Source organism: Cellulosimicrobium protaetiae (assembly GCF_009708005.2).
Lineage (GTDB): Bacteria > Actinomycetota > Actinomycetes > Actinomycetales > Cellulomonadaceae > Cellulosimicrobium > Cellulosimicrobium protaetiae.
The window spans coordinates 2,450,668-2,467,378 of record NZ_CP052757.1 but is presented as its reverse complement, the minus strand read 5'-3'; the positions used below and the strand labels follow the sequence as shown (position 1 = coordinate 2,467,378).

General features: G+C 75.3%; 18 protein-coding genes. 11 read left to right on the top strand and 7 right to left on the bottom strand.

The features are described 5' to 3' along the window. The first annotated feature begins 123 nt into the window (after positions 1–123). Positions 124–1,269: a cysteine desulfurase family protein gene (locus FIC82_RS10425; protein ID WP_168731722.1), complete on the top strand. Its 1,146-nt coding sequence runs from the start codon at positions 124–126 to the stop codon at positions 1,267–1,269. After that, positions 1,266–1,517, top strand: coding sequence for a sulfurtransferase TusA family protein (locus tag FIC82_RS10420; protein WP_168731721.1), 252 nt, complete (start codon positions 1,266–1,268; stop codon positions 1,515–1,517). Before FIC82_RS10425 ends, FIC82_RS10420 begins: the two co-directional genes overlap by 4 nt. 98 nt (positions 1,518–1,615) lie before the next feature. On the opposite strand, the gene erpA is transcribed toward FIC82_RS10420, so the two are convergent. Further along, on the bottom strand, positions 1,616–1,966 hold the full coding sequence (gene erpA / locus FIC82_RS10415; RefSeq protein WP_047234275.1) for an iron-sulfur cluster insertion protein ErpA: 351 nt from the start codon (positions 1,964–1,966) through the stop codon (positions 1,616–1,618). A 191-nt stretch (positions 1,967–2,157) separates the two neighbouring features. Here erpA and FIC82_RS10410 point away from each other — a divergent pair, with 191 nt between their 5' ends. Next, the gene (locus FIC82_RS10410; RefSeq protein WP_154798506.1) at positions 2,158–2,586 is read left to right on the top strand and encodes a VOC family protein; all 429 of its coding nucleotides are present in this window, start codon (positions 2,158–2,160) and stop codon (positions 2,584–2,586) included. A 12-nt stretch (positions 2,587–2,598) separates the two neighbouring features. Here the strand turns inward: FIC82_RS10410 and FIC82_RS10405 are convergent, their stop codons facing one another. Beyond that, on the bottom strand, positions 2,599–3,819 hold the full coding sequence (locus tag FIC82_RS10405; protein ID WP_154798505.1) for a glycerate kinase: 1,221 nt from the start codon (positions 3,817–3,819) through the stop codon (positions 2,599–2,601). A gap of 114 nt (positions 3,820–3,933) precedes the next feature. On the opposite strand from FIC82_RS10405, the gene nadA reads away from it, so the two are divergent. Both nadA and FIC82_RS10395 read left to right on the top strand, forming a co-directional pair. After that, complete coding sequence (gene nadA, locus FIC82_RS10400; RefSeq protein WP_168732259.1) at positions 3,934–5,142, top strand: quinolinate synthase NadA; 1,209 nt, start codon at positions 3,934–3,936, stop codon at positions 5,140–5,142. Positions 5,143–5,195: 53 nt separating this feature from the next. Then, positions 5,196–5,795 (top strand): DJ-1/PfpI family protein, encoded by a 600-nt coding sequence (locus FIC82_RS10395; RefSeq protein WP_154798504.1) that lies wholly within the window; start codon positions 5,196–5,198, stop codon positions 5,793–5,795. A gap of 29 nt (positions 5,796–5,824) precedes the next feature. On the opposite strand, the gene FIC82_RS10390 is transcribed toward FIC82_RS10395, so the two are convergent. Next, on the bottom strand, positions 5,825–6,217 hold the full coding sequence (locus FIC82_RS10390) for a DUF3817 domain-containing protein (protein ID WP_253691035.1): 393 nt from the start codon (positions 6,215–6,217) through the stop codon (positions 5,825–5,827). A 94-nt stretch (positions 6,218–6,311) separates the two neighbouring features. On the opposite strand from FIC82_RS10390, the gene FIC82_RS10385 reads away from it, so the two are divergent. Together FIC82_RS10385 and FIC82_RS10380 are read left to right on the top strand one after the other, a co-directional pair. After that, positions 6,312–6,842, top strand: coding sequence for an acyl-CoA thioesterase (locus FIC82_RS10385; RefSeq protein WP_168731720.1), 531 nt, complete (start codon positions 6,312–6,314; stop codon positions 6,840–6,842). A gap of 45 nt (positions 6,843–6,887) precedes the next feature. Next, positions 6,888–7,709 carry a VOC family protein gene (locus FIC82_RS10380; protein ID WP_154798502.1) on the top strand — a complete coding sequence of 274 codons (822 nt, stop codon included), beginning with the start codon at positions 6,888–6,890 and terminating at the stop codon, positions 7,707–7,709. Positions 7,710–7,746: 37 nt separating this feature from the next. On the opposite strand, the gene FIC82_RS10375 is transcribed toward FIC82_RS10380, so the two are convergent. The 3 genes from FIC82_RS10375 to FIC82_RS10365 are packed head-to-tail and all read right to left on the bottom strand — an operon-like array spanning position 7,747 to position 11,367. Continuing rightward, on the bottom strand, positions 7,747–9,147 hold the full coding sequence (locus FIC82_RS10375; protein WP_171445702.1) for a dipeptidase: 1,401 nt from the start codon (positions 9,145–9,147) through the stop codon (positions 7,747–7,749). A gap of 57 nt (positions 9,148–9,204) precedes the next feature. After that, the gene (locus FIC82_RS10370) at positions 9,205–9,888 is read right to left on the bottom strand and encodes a TetR/AcrR family transcriptional regulator (RefSeq protein WP_154798501.1); all 684 of its coding nucleotides are present in this window, start codon (positions 9,886–9,888) and stop codon (positions 9,205–9,207) included. Positions 9,889–9,912: 24 nt separating this feature from the next. After that, positions 9,913–11,367, bottom strand: a complete 1,455-nt coding sequence (locus FIC82_RS10365) for an MFS transporter (RefSeq protein WP_253691034.1) — start codon at positions 11,365–11,367, stop codon at positions 9,913–9,915. A gap of 127 nt (positions 11,368–11,494) precedes the next feature. Between FIC82_RS10365 and FIC82_RS10360 the strand changes: the two genes are divergently transcribed. Genes FIC82_RS10360 through FIC82_RS10350 form a run of 3 tightly spaced genes read left to right on the top strand, consistent with a single transcriptional unit; the run spans position 11,495 to position 14,355 of the window. Continuing rightward, positions 11,495–12,088, top strand: a complete 594-nt coding sequence (locus tag FIC82_RS10360; RefSeq protein WP_253691032.1) for a DUF3043 domain-containing protein — start codon at positions 11,495–11,497, stop codon at positions 12,086–12,088. A gap of 43 nt (positions 12,089–12,131) precedes the next feature. Then, a complete protein-coding gene (locus FIC82_RS10355) occupies positions 12,132–13,319 on the top strand; it encodes an epoxide hydrolase family protein (protein WP_154798498.1) in 1,188 nt (395 codons plus the stop codon). 25 nt (positions 13,320–13,344) lie between these two features. After that, positions 13,345–14,355, top strand: a complete 1,011-nt coding sequence (locus FIC82_RS10350; RefSeq protein WP_154798497.1) for an aldo/keto reductase family protein — start codon at positions 13,345–13,347, stop codon at positions 14,353–14,355. A 63-nt stretch (positions 14,356–14,418) separates the two neighbouring features. On the opposite strand, the gene yczE is transcribed toward FIC82_RS10350, so the two are convergent. Continuing rightward, positions 14,419–15,132, bottom strand: coding sequence for a membrane protein YczE (gene yczE / locus FIC82_RS10345; RefSeq protein WP_154798496.1), 714 nt, complete (start codon positions 15,130–15,132; stop codon positions 14,419–14,421). A 62-nt stretch (positions 15,133–15,194) separates the two neighbouring features. Between yczE and yczR the strand changes: the two genes are divergently transcribed. Continuing rightward, on the top strand, positions 15,195–16,706 hold the full coding sequence (gene yczR, locus FIC82_RS10340) for a MocR-like transcription factor YczR (RefSeq protein ID WP_154798495.1): 1,512 nt from the start codon (positions 15,195–15,197) through the stop codon (positions 16,704–16,706). Positions 16,707–16,711: the final 5 nt, after the last annotated feature.

Sequence of the window (16,711 nt, the reverse complement as noted above, 5' to 3'; positions counted from 1 at the left end):
CGCGCGAGCGCAACGATCCGACGCCCCGCGGGAGGGCACGGGCGCCCACCCGGGCACGGTCGGCCGGCTCCCCGCCGCACTCGTCGCGCCCCGCGACGCGACCGCCAGCGCCCAGGAGGCCATGTGACACACACCACCCCCGATCGCCGGGCCCGCCTCGACAACGGCGGGCGGGCGCCCTGGCACCCGCTCGCGCGCGAGGCCTTCGACCGCGCGCTCGACGACGGCTGGGCCGACCCGCGCCGTCTGCACGCCGAGGGTCGCCGCGCCGCCGCGCTGCTCGACGGTGCCCGCGAGGCCGTCGCCGCCGCGCTCGGCGCGCGGACGGAAGAGGTGGTCTTCACCGCGAACCACACGGCGTCCCTGCACACCGGGGTCGCGGCGCTCGCCGGCGGCCGGTCGCGCGTGGGACGACGTGTCGTGGTCGGCGCGGTCGAGCGCGCCGCGGTCCTGCACGCCGCCGAGCACGGCGGGCTCGAGCGCGAGGTCGTCGGCGTGGACCGCGTCGGTCGGGTCGACGCCGCGGCGATGTCCGACGCCGTCGCCCGCCCGGGCGTCGCGCTCGCAGCCCTCCAGCTCGCCAACGGCGAGGTGGGCACGCGCCAGCCGGTCGGAGCCGTGCACGAGGTGGCGCGCGCCTCGGGTGTCCCCCTGCTCGTCGACGCGGGGGCGAGCGTGGGCCACGACGAGATCCCGCAGGCGTGGGACGCGCTGGCCGCCGACCCTGCCGACTGGGGCGGAGGTCCCGGCGTCGGGGTCCTGGCGATCCGGTCTCGCGTACGACGGCGCAGCCCGTTCCCCGAGGACGCCGACCCGTGGTCCCCCGGCGGGGTGTCCGTGCCCGCGGCGTTCGCGGCCGCCGTCGCTCTCCAGGCGGTGCTGGCGGACCGCGAGGCCGAGGACGCGCGGCGGCGCGCGCTCGTCGACCGGGTCCGCACGCGTGTCGCCCAGATCCCCGACGTCGAGGTGGTGGGCGACCCGGTCGACCGCCTGCCGCACGTGGTGACGTTCTCGTTCCTCTACGTGGACGGGGAGGCGCTGCTGACCGACCTCGACCGCGAGGGGATCGCCGTCGGCTCGGGCTCGGCCTGCACGTCGAGCACGCTCGAGCCGTCGCACGTGCTGGCCGCGATGGGCGTCCTCACGCACGGCAACGTGCGCGTCGCGCTCGACCGCTCCACGAGCGAGGCGGACGTCGACCGCCTGCTCGCCGCGCTGCCCGGGGCCGTCGCCCGCGTGCGCGCCACGCTGGGGGTGCAGGGCCTGTGACGGACGAGGCCCCCGAGGTGGTCGACGCGCGCGGGCTGCGCTGCCCCCTCCCGGTGATCCGGCTCGCCGCGGCGGCACGCGACCGGCAGCCCGGGACGCGCCTGACCGTGTGGTCGACCGATCCCGCGGCGCGCCTCGACGTCCCGGCCTGGGCGCGGATGCGCGGTCACGCGGTGGTCGACGAGGAGCCGCTCCCCCGCACCGAGAACGCCGACGCCTGGGCCATCACGGTCGAGCTCGGCCCCTGACGGCGGTCTCGCGCAGGACGACGCGAGCCCGGCCACCCGCGGGGCGGGTGACCGGGCTCGTGCGGTCGTGATCGGCGTGCGCGCGGCACGCCGGGCGGTCAGCTGAAGGAGCCGCCGCAGGCGCAGGCGCTGCCCGCGTTGGGGTTGTCGATCGTGAAGCCCTGCTTCTCGATCGTGTCCGCGAAGTCGATCGTCGCGCCCTCGAGGTAGGGGACGCTCATCTTGTCGACCACGACCTCGACGCCGTCGTAGTCGCGCAGCGCGTCGCCGTCGAGCACGCGCTCGTCGAAGTAGAGCTGGTAGATCAGGCCGGAGCAGCCGCCGGGCTGCACCGCGACGCGCAGGCGCAGGTCGTCGCGACCCTCCTGCTCGAGGAGGGTGCGGACCTTGTCCGCGGCCCCGTCGGTCAGGTTGACGCCGTGCGTGGCAATGTCGGTGGTCTCGCTCATCTCGTCTCCGCGCTGTCGGGGGCAGTGCTGCCCCGGTGGTGGCCGGCTTCTACGGACCTCTCGAGAGAGATCCCGTCAGGTCCTCAACACCACTCGTGCCGGTCGTGTTCCCGAGTCTACGACCACCCGGCGGCGTACGGTCGAACGGAGCCCGCGCCGCACCGGTGGCGCGACCCGCCGACGGGAGACGCATGGACCAGTCGTTGCACTTCGTCACGGTCGCGACGCGCGACCTGGACGCCGCGCGGAGCTTCTACGGCGCGCTCGGCTGGACCGCGCAGCTCGACGTGCCCGGCGAGATCGTCTTCTACCGCTCCGCGGCAGGCCAGCTCCTCGGCTTCTTCGAGGAGTCGGCCTTCGCGCGCGACGCCGGCACGCCGGACGCCACGCCGGCGACGACGGGCCTCACGCTGTCGCACAACGTGCGGTCCCGGGCCGCGGTCGTGGAGCTCGTGCAGGCGATGGTCGCCGCGGGCGGGACCGTCCGCAAGGAGCCGCAGGAGGGCGAGTTCGGCGGCGTCTTCCACGCCCACGTCGCCGACCCCAACGGCCTGGTGTGGGAGGTCGCGCACAACCCGGCCTGGTCCGTCCGCACGGACGGGTCCGTCGACCTCGGCTGAGGAGCGCTGACGTCAGCCGCGCGACCATGTGCGCGCGACGCGCTCCACGAGGGCGCGCGCATCACCGTCGCCCCACGCGTACGCGCCGCTGAGTCCCGCGGCGGCCTGCTCGCGCCGCCCGGCGACGACCGCGCGCGCCACCACGACGACGGGGAGCGCGTGCTGGGCGGCGCGGGAGGCGACCTCGTGCACCGTCCCGTCCCCCAGCTCGTGCGCCCCGAGCTCGTCCGCGAGCACGACGACGACGTCCGCGCCCGCGAGGCGAGCGTCGAGGCCCAGGTCGTCGGCGACGACGCGCAGCGCGGGCACGAGCCGCCCGCCCAGGGCCACGACGGCGTGGGCGAGCCCGCCCCCGCTGCCGGACCCCGGCAGACCCGCCAGGCGACGGCCCGCCGTCGACGCGGCGAGGAGGTCCCGTCCGGCGAGCGCACCCCTGGGGCCGCTGTCGTCCGCCGTCACGCGGTCGACGGCGGACGCCACGTCGTGCGCGACCGCGCCGAGCGCGCGCTCGAGGTGCTGGGCCACCGCAGGGTCCACACTGCGGGCGTCGAGCGCCGCGCTCGCCCCGTGCAACCCCAGGAGCGGGACGTCGGCCGCGACGGCTGCGACGAGGTCGGTGCCGCCCAGCGCGGCCCGCGCGGCCCGCACGACGTCGGCCGGGACGGCGGTCGGGAGGCCTCCGGCGCGCTCCGGCGCCCCGGCGAGCGCCAGGAGCGCGCCGAGCCCGCCGTCGTGGCTCGTGCTCCCACCGGTGGCGAGGACGACGCGCCCGGGCGCCCCGCCCGGTCCGCGCGCGGCGTCGGCCGCGAGCGCCAGGAGGTGCCCGACGGCGGTCGAGGACCGCGCGGGAACGGCCACGCGCCCTGCGACGAGCTCGAGGACCTCGACCGCGCCGGTCGCGGGCACCTGGGAGGTGTCGAGGTAGACGGTCCGGCGCGTGCCGGCGCCGTCGCCGCCCGGCGTCCGACGGCGGACCGCGACCGGGACGTCGCCCCCGCCCGGCCCCGGGACCACCCCGGCGAGGACCTCCGGCGCGACGGGCGCGACCGCGTCGAGGAACGCCGGCCCGGACGCCGCGAGCGCCACGGTCTCGACCGTGGCGTGCGACGCCCACCAACCCGCGACGTCGTCGAGCGTCGGACCGGCGGGGGCGGGTGGCGACGAGGTCTCGCCGGCCGGCCATGCGCCGTCGGGCACGGGCGGGACGGCGGACCCGGTGAGCAGCACGCGCATGCCCGGATTGTGCCAGGGCCGAGGCCCGTCCGGTCCCCGCGGGACGCCCGCTCGACCGTGGCGGCGCTGTGCGACGATGGTGCCGTGAGCACTGGTAGCACCTTGCTGTCGTCCGTGAGCGGGCCGAACACCTCGCGCCAGGGCGGGTTCGCCGAACCCAGCCCTTCCGCCCTGCTCCTGCTGGGTCAGGGCCGTGACCTCGCGTCCGAGCGCGGGGTCGAGTGCGTGGGCGAGCTGCCCGCGCCGAGCGACCCGGACCTCGTGGAGCGCGCCCGGGTGGCGCGCGCCGCGCTGGGCGAGCGCGCGTTCGTCCTGGGCCACCACTACCAGCGCGACGAGGTCATCGACTTCGCCGACGTGACGGGCGACTCGTTCAAGCTCGCGCGCGAGGCCGCGGCGCGGCCCGAGGCCGAGTTCATCCTGTTCTGCGGCGTGCACTTCATGGCGGAGAGCGCGGACATCCTCACGTCCGACGCGCAGCAGGTCGTGCTGCCGGACCTCGCGGCCGGCTGCTCGATGGCCGACATGGCCGCGATCGACCAGGTCGAGGACGCGTGGGACGTGCTCGAGGAGGTCGGCATCGCCGACTCCACGATCCCCGTCACGTACATGAACTCCTCGGCCGCGATCAAGGCGTTCACGGGTCGTCACGGCGGCACGGTGTGCACGTCGTCCAACGCGGAGGTCGCGCTGCGCTGGGCGTTCGACCAGGTGGGCGGCGTGGACGGCACGGGCAAGGTGCTGTTCCTGCCGGACCAGCACCTCGGCCGCAACACCGCGGTCCTCAAACTCGCGATGTCGCTCGACGACTGCGTCGTGTTCGACCCGCGCAAGCCGAACGGCGGCCTCACGGACGCCGAGCTGCGCGACGCGCGCATGATCCTGTGGCGCGGGCACTGCTCGGTGCACGGGCGGTTCTCCGCGAAGAACGTGAGCGACATGCGCGCCGCGGTGCCGGACGTCAACGTGCTCGTGCACCCGGAGTGCAAGAACGAGGTCGTGACGGCGGCGGACTTCGTCGGGTCGACGGAGTACATCATCAAGATGCTCGACGCCGCCGAGCCGGGCTCGTCGTGGGCGATCGGGACGGAGCTCAACCTGGTGCGTCGCGTCGCGCGCGCCCACCCGGACAAGCAGGTGCACTACCTCGACTCCACGGTGTGCTTCTGCTCGACGATGAACCGGATCGACCTGCCGCACCTGGTCTGGGCCATGGAGTCGCTCGCCGCGGGCCGCGTGGTCAACCGGATCGTCGTGGACGCCGACGACGCGCACTGGGCGCGCGTCGCGCTCGACCAGATGCTCGCCCTGCCGGGCATCTAGGGGGTACCCGCCGGGGTGGCCCGGCGCGACGTCCGGGGCACGCGGAGGTAGGCATGAGCACCGGGAACGGGATGAACGTCGGGATCTTCGTCTTCGACGAGGCGGAGGAGCTCGATGTCGCCGGTCCGTTCGAAGTGCTGTCCGCCTGGGCCGAGCACTCGGCGCTCAAGCCGCACGTGTCCACGTTCTCGTGGGACGGCGGTGGCGTGCGCCTCGCCAAGGGGCTGCGCCTGCTCCCGGACCGTTCGGCGGACGACGTCGGCCCCCTGCACCTGCTCGTCTACCCGGGCGGGTGGGGAACCCGCTCCCTGCTCGCGGACCGCGTGCACCTCGAGTGGCTGCGCGCGGTGCGCGCCCAGACCCCGGTCATCGCGAGCGTGTGCACGGGCTCGCTCGTGCTCGCCGCGGCGGGGCTGCTCGCGGGTCGGCCCGCGACGACGCACTGGGAGCACTACGACGAGCTGGCGGAGATCGACCCGAGTGTCGTGGTCGACACCGAGGCGCGGTTCGTCGACGACGGCGACGTCGTCACGTCCGCGGGCGTGTCCGCGGGGATCGACATGGCGCTGCACCTCGTCGCGCGCCTGGAGAGCGACGAGGTCGCGCGCGCGGTGCGGCGAGCGATCCAGTACGACCCCGACCCGCCGGTCTGAGTCGCGGACGACCGACGCGGCACGCGGGGTCAGGTGCCGGCGGCGTCCGACCTGCGTGCCGTGGCGGCGTAGCGACCGGTGCGGTGCGCCCAGACGTCGAAGACGACGGTGCAGAAGGGCGGGACCGTCGCGGCGAGGGCGAGGAAGGTCGTCCAGAGCGACCAGCGGACGCGCACGGCGACGAGCACGGCGAGCACGACGTAGACGATCACGAGGGCGCCGTGGATCGGTCCGAAGATCTCCACGCCGCGCTCGGTGGTCCCGGCGACCCACTTGAGGTACATGCCGACCAGCAGCCCGGCCCACGAGAACGCCTCGGCGATCGCGACCGCACGGAAGGCGCGGACCTGCCACGGGTGCGCCGGGGTGGACCCGGTGTCGGCGGTGGCGGTGGGGCGAGGGGCGGGGCTCGTCGTCGTCACGGCGCGCATCCTCGCACACGGAGATGACAGGCGTTTCCAGGCATCGGCGCGACAAGTACCCGATACCGCTGGTGCGGGGTAGTAGCCTGCCCGGGTGACCCGCCAGATCCAGCTCCTCGTCGCCAGCACGCTGCCGCGCAAGGCCGTGCCGGGCCGCGGCGTCCTCGAGCCGTCCGTCACCCGCATGCGCGTGCGCCCGGGCGACCTCGACTTCTACCTGCACGTCAACAACGGCGTGTACCTGCAGATGATGGACGTCGCGCGCAGCAACTTCATCGCCGACCTCGGCGGGTTCCCCCTGCTCAAGGAGAAGGGCTGGTACCCGGTCGTCGCGGCGTCGACCATGAAGTACCGCCGCTCCCTGCAGCTCGGGGACCGCTTCGAGATCGCGACGCGCGTCCTCGGGTGGGACGAGCGCGTCGTCTACCTCGAGCAGGTGTTCTCGCGCGGCGGCGACCTGTGCGCGCGCGGCCTCGTCGCGGGCCGGTTCCTCGCGCGCGGGTCCGGCGACCGGATCGCCGCGCCCGACGTCGTCGGCCTCCTCGGGGGCGACGTCACCTCCCCCGAGCTCCCGGACGACGTCGCCCGGTGGTCCCGGGCCGTGGACGTCGCGCACCGCGGCTGACGACGGACCCTGGCCCCGCCGGGAGCCGGGTGCTTCGATGGTGCGGTGACCGCCGACCGAGCACCTGACCCCGAGCCGTCCCCCGATCACCCCGCCACTGACCCGTTCGACGCGACCATGGTCCCGGCCCTGCCCTGCCGGGACATCGACGAGCTGCGCGACTTCTGGACCGCGCTCGGCTTCGACGTGACCTACCGCCAGCTCCGGCCCAACCCGTACCTCGCGGTGCGGCGCGGCGGCGTGGACATCCACTACTTCGGGCTCGACGGGATCGAGCCGCAGGACAGCTACAGCACGTGCATCGTCGTCGTGGAGGACACGGCACCGGTCTTCGAGGCGTTCGCGGCCGGGCTGCGCGCGCGCTACGGGCGGCTGCCGCTCACGGGATTCCCCCGGGTCACCCGACCCCGGCGGCGCGCGAACGCGGGCGGCACGACGGGTTTCAGCCTGGTCGACCCCGCCGGGAACTGGGTCCGCTTCATGCGCCGCTCCCCCGCCGCGGCGCCCACCACGGACACGGCCGGGGCGTCCGCCGTCGACGCGTACGCCGCGCGCCCCGAGGGGCGGCTCGCCCGCGCGCTGGACGACGCCGTCGTGCAGGCCGACTCGCACGGCGACCCCGTCCAGGCGCGCAAGATCCTCGGCGGCGCGCTGCGGCGCGCCGGGGACGACGCCGAGCCGGCAGACCGCGTGCGCGCGCTCGCGTACCTGGCCGAGCTCGCCGTCCGCGCGGGCGACCCCGACGGGGCACGCACGCACCTCGACGACCTCGACGCGCTGGCGGGCGCCCTCTCCCCGGAGGTGCGCACCGCCGTCGGGCCGCCCCTCGCCGAGGCGGCGGACCTGCGGACGGCGCTCGCCGACTGACCGGGCGAGCGTCGCCGCGCGGGGACGCGGGCGCGGGTCAGGCGACCGCGCCGCCGAGCCGGGCGAGCAGGAGCGCCTCGGCGAGCACGACCTTCTCGAGCTCGCCGAGGTGCACCGACTCGTTCGCTCCGTGGGCGCGCGAGTCGGGGTCCTCGACGCCCGTCACGAGGATCGCCGCATCGGGGAACACCTCGAGCAGGTCGGCGATGAACGGGATCGACCCGCCCACGCCGATGTCGACGGGGTCCGTGCCCCACGACGTCGCGAACGCCCAGCGCGCGGCCCGCATGGCCTCGGAGTCGCCGGGCGCGAGGAACGGCTTGCCCTGCTCGCCGTCGCGCACCGTGACGTGCGCCCCGAAGGGGGCGTTCGACTCCATGTGCGTGCGCAGCGCCGCCATCGCCGCCGCCGGGTCCTGCCCCGGGGCCAGGCGGACGGAGAGCTTCGCGGTCGCGCGCGGGGTGATCGTGTTCGACGCGTGCGCGACGCTCGGCGCGTCCAGGCCGATGACCGCGATCGCGGGCTTGGTCCACAGGCGGCCCACGATGCTGCCCTCGCCCGCGAGCACCGTCCCGTCGAGCAGCGAGGTGTCCGCACGGAAGTCCGCCTCGGCGTAGTCCACCGACGGCTCGACCCCGACCACGAGACCGTCGACCGCGACGTTGCCCGCGTCGTCGTGCAGCGTCGCGATCAGGCGGGCGAGGAGCGTCACGGCGTCGAGCACCGGCCCGCCGTACATGCCCGAGTGCACCGCGTGGCCGAGCACGGCGACCTCGACCTCGCAGTCCACGAGGCCGCGCAGGGACGTCGTGAGCGCCGGGACCCCGACCTTCCAGTTCTGCGAGTCCGCGACGACGATGACGTCGGCCGCGAGCAGGTCGCGGTACTGCGTGAGGAACGGCAGGAACGAGGGCGAGCCGACCTCCTCCTCGCCCTCGACGAACACGGTCACGCCGACCGGCAGGTCGCCCAGCTCGGACAGTGCGCGCAGGGCGCCCAGGTGCGCGACCACGCCCGCCTTGTCGTCGGCCGCACCGCGGCCGTAGAGGCGGCCGTCGCGCTCGGTCGGCTCGAACGGGTCGGTCTCCCACGCGGCGGCATCGCCCGGGGGCTGCACGTCGTGGTGGGCGTAGAGCAGGACGGTGGGCGCGCCGTCGGGCGCGGGGCGGCGCGCGACGACGGCAGGCGCCCCCTCGGTGCCGTCGGCGGCCCGGGCCCGCAGCACCTGCACCTCGGGCAGGCCCGCCGCGCGCAGGAGCGCGGCGACGGCGTCGGCGCTCGCCGCGACGTGCGCCTGGTCGAACGCGGCGTTCGAGACGCTCGGCACGCGCACGAGGGCCTCGAGGTCCGCGCGCAGCGCGGGGAACAGGCGGGCGACGGTCTCGCGGAGCGTGGTCGCGAGAGCGGGATCTGCGGTGGGTTCGGGTGAGTTCGTCACGACGAGCACCGTACGACACCGGGCGCGCCGAGGCCCTCGGTCGCGGCACCCGCCCGGTCAGGTCGGCAGGTGGACGTGCGGGGCGTCCGGCCCGCCCCGGTGCTCCAGCTCGAGCGCCGCGCTGCGTGCGAGGAGCGCGTCGTAGTCGACGGCGAGGCCTCGCAGGACGAGCTCGATCGCGCCCTCCGCCTCCTCGTCGCTCAGGTGCGCGTCGCCGAACAGCGCGCGGTACTGCACCAACGACGCGAACAGGTCGACGACCTGGTTCTGGTCGACGTCCTCGCGCAGGTCGCCGCGCGTCGCGGCGTGGGCGAGGGTCGCCGCCACGGCCCGGCGTGACGGCTCGACCACCACGGCGAGGTAGCGCTCGCGCAGCGCCGGGTCGGGCGCGCACTCGGCGTACAGCGCCGCGAGCACGTCCGGCCGGGTCGCGCGGTAGGCGGCGAGGAAGACGCCGAGGCTCTCGCCCAGGTCGCACAGCGTGCAGCCGGTGTCCGGCGCCTCGGGGACGCTCAGCCGGGCCGCGACCGCGGCGAGAGCCAGGGGCGCGCGACCGGCCCAGCGACGGTAGATCGCCGGCCTCGTCGTCCCGGCGCGGCGCGCGACCTTCTCCAGCGTCAGCTCCGCGTACCCCCCGGAGTCCAGGAGCTCGGAGGTCGCGTCGAGCACGGCGCGGTCGATCTGGGGGTCGCGCGGCCGGCCGCCACCGCCAGGGGCTGCGGTGCCGGGAGCGCTGGACATGGTCGTGATCGTAGCTGTCGACGGTCAGGTAGGTCGGGCCGGGCGCACGAGCACCCGGACCACGAGCGTCGCCGCGAGACCCACGAGCACCGCGGCGACGACCGCGTAGGCCGGGAGCGCCAGGGCGGACGCGCCGTCACCCGCGGGGGCCGCGCCGTCGGAGAGCGCCGCGCGCTGCACGAGGACGGCCACGACCCCGGACACCGCGATGCCGAGGGCCGTGCCGAGCTCGGCGGAGACCTCCTGGGTCGCGGCCGCCGAACCCGTCTGCGCGGGCGGAGCCGACGAGATGACGAGGTCGCTCACGAGCGCCGCGGCAGCCCCGTGGCCGAGGCCGAGCACCGCGACCGACGCCGCGAGCGCCGGCACGGGCACGCCCGCCCACCCGACCACCCCGGTCAGCACGGCCCCGGCGACGATCACCACCAGGCTGGCGGCGACCACGGTCTCGGGGCGGAACCGGGAGGCGAGGCCCGGGGCGAGCAGCGCGCCGAGGATGTTCACCGCGACGTACGGCAGCGTCCACAGTCCCGCCTCGAGCGGGCCGAGGCCGGCCGCGACCTGCAGGTGCTGCGTGAACAGGTAGTACACCCCGACGACGCCCACACCGGTGAGCAGCAGCGTCCCGAGGGCTGCGGCCGGGCGCCGCGCGGTGACGAGCCGCAGGTCGAGCAGGGGGTCGGGCAGCCGGTGCTGGCGTCGGACGAAGAGCCCGAGCACGAGCGCGCCGGCGACCAGCACGGCCGCGTCGCGCACCGCCGTCGCACCGCCGGAGGGACCGGCCGCGAGCTCCTGGAGCCCGTAGACGACGCCGAGCATGCCCGCGACGGACAGGGCGACGCTCGTCAGGTCGAGCCGTCCCCCGCCGCTCGTCCCGCGTCCCGTCGGCAGGAGCCGCGGGCCCAGGAGCACGAGCAGGAGCATCGGCGGCACGTTGACGAGGAAGACGGACCCCCACGAGAACCGCTCGAGCAGCACCCCGCCCAGGACCGGCCCGATCGCCGCTCCGACCGAGAACGCGCTGAACAGGATCGCGATGGCGAGGCGCCGCTGCGCGTCGGCGGGGAACATCAGGCGCAGGAGCGAGAAGAGCGCGGGCATGAGCGTCGAGCCCGCGACGCCGAGCAGCGCCCGGACGACGATCAGCGTCTCCGCGCTCGTCGAGGTCGCGGCGAGCACCGACAGGACCGCGAACGCCGTCGCCCCGACGAGCAGGAGGCGGCGGGCCCCGACGCGGTCCGCGAGCCGCCCGGCGGTGACGAGCGTCCCGGCGATGAGGAAGCCGTAGACGTGGGAGATCCACAACGCCTGGGTGGCCGAGGCGTCCAGGTCCGCGGTGATCGAGGGCAGCGCGAAGAAGAGCACGGTCAGGTCGGTCGCGACCATGAGCATCGGGAGCACGAGCAGGGTCAGCCCGGCCCACGCGCGGGGTCCCGCCCGGACGGCGGTGGTCTCAGTGGTCTCGGCTGCGGGGCTCACGGGTCCTCCTCGACGCGGTAGCATTACGTTTCGATATGTAACGCTACTGCCTCGTCCATCGTCCCGCTACCCCTGCCAGGCCTGGAACCGATGCCGGGCACCCCTCCGGCTCGACTACCCTGGAGGGGTGTTCTCCCGCAACAAGCCCGCCGCGACGCCCGCCGCCCCCGACCCCGTCGAGCAGGCGGCCGAGATCGAGCAGGCCGGCAAGGGTCGCCCGACGCCCAAGCGCAAGGTCTCCGAGGCCGCGAACAAGCGACCCCTCGTGCCGAACGACCGGCGCGCCGCGGCCAAGGCCGCGCGGGACAAGCAGCGCGAGGCGCGCGACCGCCAGTACCAGGCGATGCAGACGGGCGACGAGCGCTACCTTCCGCCGCGCGACAAGGGCCCGGTCAAGCGCTACGTGCGCGAGTACGTCGACGCGCGCTGGAACCTCGGCGAGTTCTTCCTGCCCGTCGCGCTGGTGTTCATCGTCTTCTCGTTCCTCACCGCGCAGAACCAGGACCTCGCGTTCCTCACGGTCATGACGCTCTACGTCATCGTGCTGCTGACGGTCGTCGACGGCTTCATCATGTGGCGCCGCCTGCGCAAGCGCCTCCTGCGCAAGTTCGGCGAGATCCCCAAGGGCACGACGATGTACGCCGTGATGCGTGCGTTCCAGCTGCGCCGCGCGCGCCTGCCCAAGCCGACGCACAAGAAGCACGGCGTCTTCCCGGAGTAGCGGTCCGCTCTCCCGGCCTCCCGGTCCCGATAGCCTCGGGGTCATGGTGCACCGCGCGACCGCCCTCGAGAGCTTCACGCCGCAGATCCCCGAGGCGGTGGTCGCGGACCTCCGGTCCCGCCTCCGCGCGACCCGATGGGTCGACGCCCCGGAGGGGCTCGGGTGGGACGCGGGCACGGATGTCGCGTACCTGCGCGACCTGGTCGCGTACTGGGCCGACGGCTTCGACTTCGCGGCGCACCAGGCACAGCTCGCCTCGCTCCCCAGCAGGCGCGTGACCCTCGGCGGGACGCGCGTCCACCTCCTCCACGCGCCGGCGAGCCGGCGTCCCGGCGACGCTCCCCCGCTCCCGCTCCTGCTCGCCCACGGCTGGCCGGACTCGGCGTGGCGGTACCGCAAGGTCGTGCCGCTCCTGACCGCCCCGGGCAGCGGCGCGGGCACGGGCGACGCGGGGCGACGAACCTTCGACCTCGTCGTCCCCGACATGCCCGGCTTCGGCTTCTCCGACACTCCCTCCGGCCCGACCCCGGACAACCGCGCGGTCGCCGCCCTGTGGGCCGAGCTCATGACCGCCCTGGGGTACGACCGGTTCCTCGTCGCCGGCGGAGACATGGGCAGCCACGTCGCCCGGTTCCTCGCGCTCGACTTCCCCGACCGAGTCATCGCCGTGCACCGCACCGACGCCGGGCTGCCGGTGTTCGCGGGCGACCCCGCCTTGCTCACGCAGGAGGAGCGCGACTGGCTCGAGGAGAGCGCGCGGTGGCGCACGGCCGAGGGAGCCTACGCGGCGGTGCAGGGCACCAAACCGCAGACCCTCGCGGTCGGCCTCACGGACTCCCCCGCCGGCCTCGCGGCCTGGGTCGTCGAGAAGCTGCGGTCGTGGAGCGACTGCGGCGGAGACCTCGAGACGGCGTACACGCGCGACGAGGTCCTCGCCCTCCTCACCGAGCACTGGGCGGCCGGCAACGTCGGGGCCGGCGTCCGCGCCTACCGAGCCAACGCCGCGATCCCCCGCGAGCAGCTCGCCCGCTACGTCGACGTGCCGTCCGGGTTCTCCGTCTTCGCCGGCGACGTCGTCCGGCCCCCGCGCGCCTGGCTCGACCGCGTCGCGAACACCGTGTACGCCACCGAGCCACCCCGCGGCGGGCACTTCGCCCCGTTCGAGCAGCCCGAGAGCTACGCCCACGAGCTGCGGTCGTTCGTCGACCTGCTGGAGCCGACCGCGCACTGACGACGCGCGCCGTAGGCTCGGGACCATGCGCTACCGATACCTCGGCAACTCCGGACTCAAGATCTCCGAGATCACCTACGGCAACTGGCTCACCCACGGCTCCCAGGTCGAGAACGACGTCGCGACGCAGTGCGTCCACGCTGCCCTCGACGCCGGCATCTCGACGTTCGACACCGCGGACGTCTACGCGAACACGAAGGCCGAGCAGGTCCTCGGCGACGCGCTGAAGGGCCAGCGTCGCGAGTCGCTCGAGATCTTCACCAAGGTGTACTGGCCGACCGGCCCCGGCGGCCCCAACGACACGGGGCTCTCGCGCAAGCACGTCATGGAGTCGATCAACGGCTCTCTGCGGCGCCTCGGCACCGAGTACGTCGACCTCTACCAGGCGCACCGCTACGACACCGAGACGCCGCTCGAGGAGACGATGCAGGCGTTCGCCGACATCGTCCGGCAGGGCAAGGCCCTGTACATCGGCGTCTCCGAGTGGACGGCGGACCAGATCCGGGCGGGCCACGCGCTCGCGAAGGACCTCGGGTTCCAGCTCATCTCCTCCCAGCCGCAGTACTCGATGCTGTGGCGCGTCATCGAGGACGAGGTCGTGCCGACGTCACGCGAGCTCGGCCTCTCGCAGATCGTCTGGTCGCCGATGGCGCAGGGCGTCCTGTCCGGCAAGTACGTCCCCGGCCGACCGCTGCCCGAGGGGTCGCGCGCGACCGACGACAAGGGCGGCGCGCGGATGATCCAGCGCTTCATGACCGACGACGTGCTCACGCGCGTGCAGAACCTCAAGCCCGTCGCGGAGGAGCTGGGCCTGACCATGCCGCAGCTCGCGGTGGCCTGGGTCCTGCAGAACGACAACGTCGCCGCGGCGCTCGTCGGCGCGTCGAGGCCCGAGCAGGTCGCCGAGAACGTCAAGGCGTCGGGCGTGACGATCCCGGCCGAGCTCCTCGCGCGCATCGACGACGTCCTCGGGGACGTCGTCGAGCGCGACCCGGGCAGGACGGCGGAGAACGCGCCGCAGACGCGCGTCGTCTGAGTCCGGCACACCCAGGCGCGACGACGGCCCCGGCGGTACTCCGCCGGGGCCGTCGCCGTCTCCTCACCGACCGGGCGCGGGCATGCCTCCCTCGCCCGGCCGGGGGTCTGCGGCCGCAGGGACGGGCTCCCGTGACCGGGCGGCACCACCTGTCCCGGCACGCCGCCCGGCGCGCGCCGGACCGACGAGCCCGCGCGGCGCGAACCAGCGCGCGGTCGCCTGGACGATCGGCCCCACACCGAGCGCGTAGGCGACGGTCGCCCAGCCCACCGTGCCGCCGAGCGCCCAGCCCAGCGACACGACGACGACCTCGATGAGCGTGCGCACGAGGCGCACCGACCACCCCGTGCGCGCGACCAGGCCGGTCATCAGCCCGTCGCGCGGGCCGGGGCCGAGGCGCACCCCGAGGTACGCCGACGTCGCGAGCCCGTTCAGCACGATCCCTCCGACGGCGAGCGCGACGCTCGCGGCGACGCCCGGCTCGGGCACGAGGCGCGTGACGAGCGCGATCGCCGGGTCGATCGTGAGCGTGATGACGACGACGTTCGCGATCGTCCCGATCCCGGGACGCTGCCGCAGCGGGATCCACGCGAGGAGGGCGAGCACGCTGAGCGACCCGACGACGACCCCGAACGGCAGCCCGGTGCGGCGCACGACGCCCTGGTGCAGCACGTCCCACGGCATCCCGCCCTGGCCCGCGTGCAGGAGCAGCGCCATGGAGAGCGCGTAGGCGAGGAGGCCGAGGAGGAGCTGGACGGCACGTCGGGTGGGGCTCATGCACGCCATCCTGACGACGAAGTGGCATCGACATCCATAGCCAATGGCGAGATAGTGGCCTCATGAGCCTCGCCCCGGTCGGGACCGTCGACGTCCACCGCCACCTCTCCCCCGCAGCCGCAGCCCGGCTGCTGGGACGCTGGCACGCGGGCGGCCCGGCCTACACCGCGCTCGCCGACGGCCTGCGCGCCGCCGTCCTCGCCGGCACGCTCGCCCCGCACACGCGGCTCCCGTCGGAGCGCGACCTCGCGGCGGCGCTCGGCGTCTCGCGCACGACGACGGCGGCCGCGTACGGGCGGCTCCGCGAGCTGGGCTTCGCGCGCTCGCGCACGGGCTCGGGGACCGTCGTCGTGCTACCCCGAGCGACCCGGCCTCGGACCGCACCACGCGCACCCGGGGGCGACGCCCCGCCCGCGCCCGCCGCCCACGCCGCGCCGATCGACCTCGCCGACCTCTCGCAGGCGACCTCCGCCGCCCCGAGCGGCCTGCACGCCGCGTACTCGCGCGCGCTCGAGCGACTGCCCGAGTACCTGTCCGGCGGCGGGTACGAGCCCTACGGCGTCGGGGTGCTGCGCGAGGCCGTCGCCGACCACCACACCCGGCGCGGCACGCCGACGACGCCCGACGAGGTCCTCGTCACGACCGGCGCCCAGCACGCCATCACGACGCTCGCGGGGACGCTCCTCGGCACCGGTGACCGCGCCGTCGTGCAGTCGCCCACGTACTACCACGCGATGGAGGCGCTGCGGCGCGCGGGAGCACGCCTCGTGCCGGTCCCCGTCGGGCGCGGCGACCGAGACCCGCACGACGGCCACGGCCACGACGCGCCCGGGTTCGACGTCGACCTCTTCCGCTCGACGCTGCGCCAGGTCTCACCACGCCTCGTGTACCTCGTGCCCGACTTCCACAACCCGACCGCCTACACGCTCACCCCCGAGGAGCGGGCCGGGGTGCGCGACGCCGCGGCGCGCCACCGCGTGACCGTCGTCGGGGACGAGACCCTCACCGACCTCGACCTCGACGGCGACCCGGACGCCGTCGGACCCGTCGCCGAACCGCTCGCGGGCGACGGGACGTCGCCCTACGTGGTCACCGTCGGTTCGGCGTCCAAGTCGTTCTGGGGCGGGCTGCGGGTCGGCTGGGTCCGCGCCCACCCCGACCTCGTCGCGCGACTGGCGCGGACGCGGCAGTCCGCCGACATCGCGTCCGCGGTGCTCGAGCAGCTGGCCGTCGTCGAGCTGCTCGACGACGCCGAGAGCGTGCTCGCCGAGCGCCGCCGGATGCTGCGCGCACAGCGCGACCTGCTGTGCGGGCTCCTGGGGGACGCGCTGCCGGACTGGCGCGTGCAGGTACCCGAGGGCGGGCTGTCCCTCTGGGTCGACCTCGGCGCGCCGGTCGCGCAGGCGTTCGCCGCCGCCGCGGCCGCGGAGGGCGTCCTCGTCAACGCCGGCCCGACGTTCACCCCCGACGGCACCGCCACGGACCGGCTGCGCCTCACGTTCTCACGCCCGCCCGAGGAGCTGCAGCGGGCGGTGCCGCGGCTCGTCGCTGCATGGACCCGCGTCGCGGGGTGAGACCG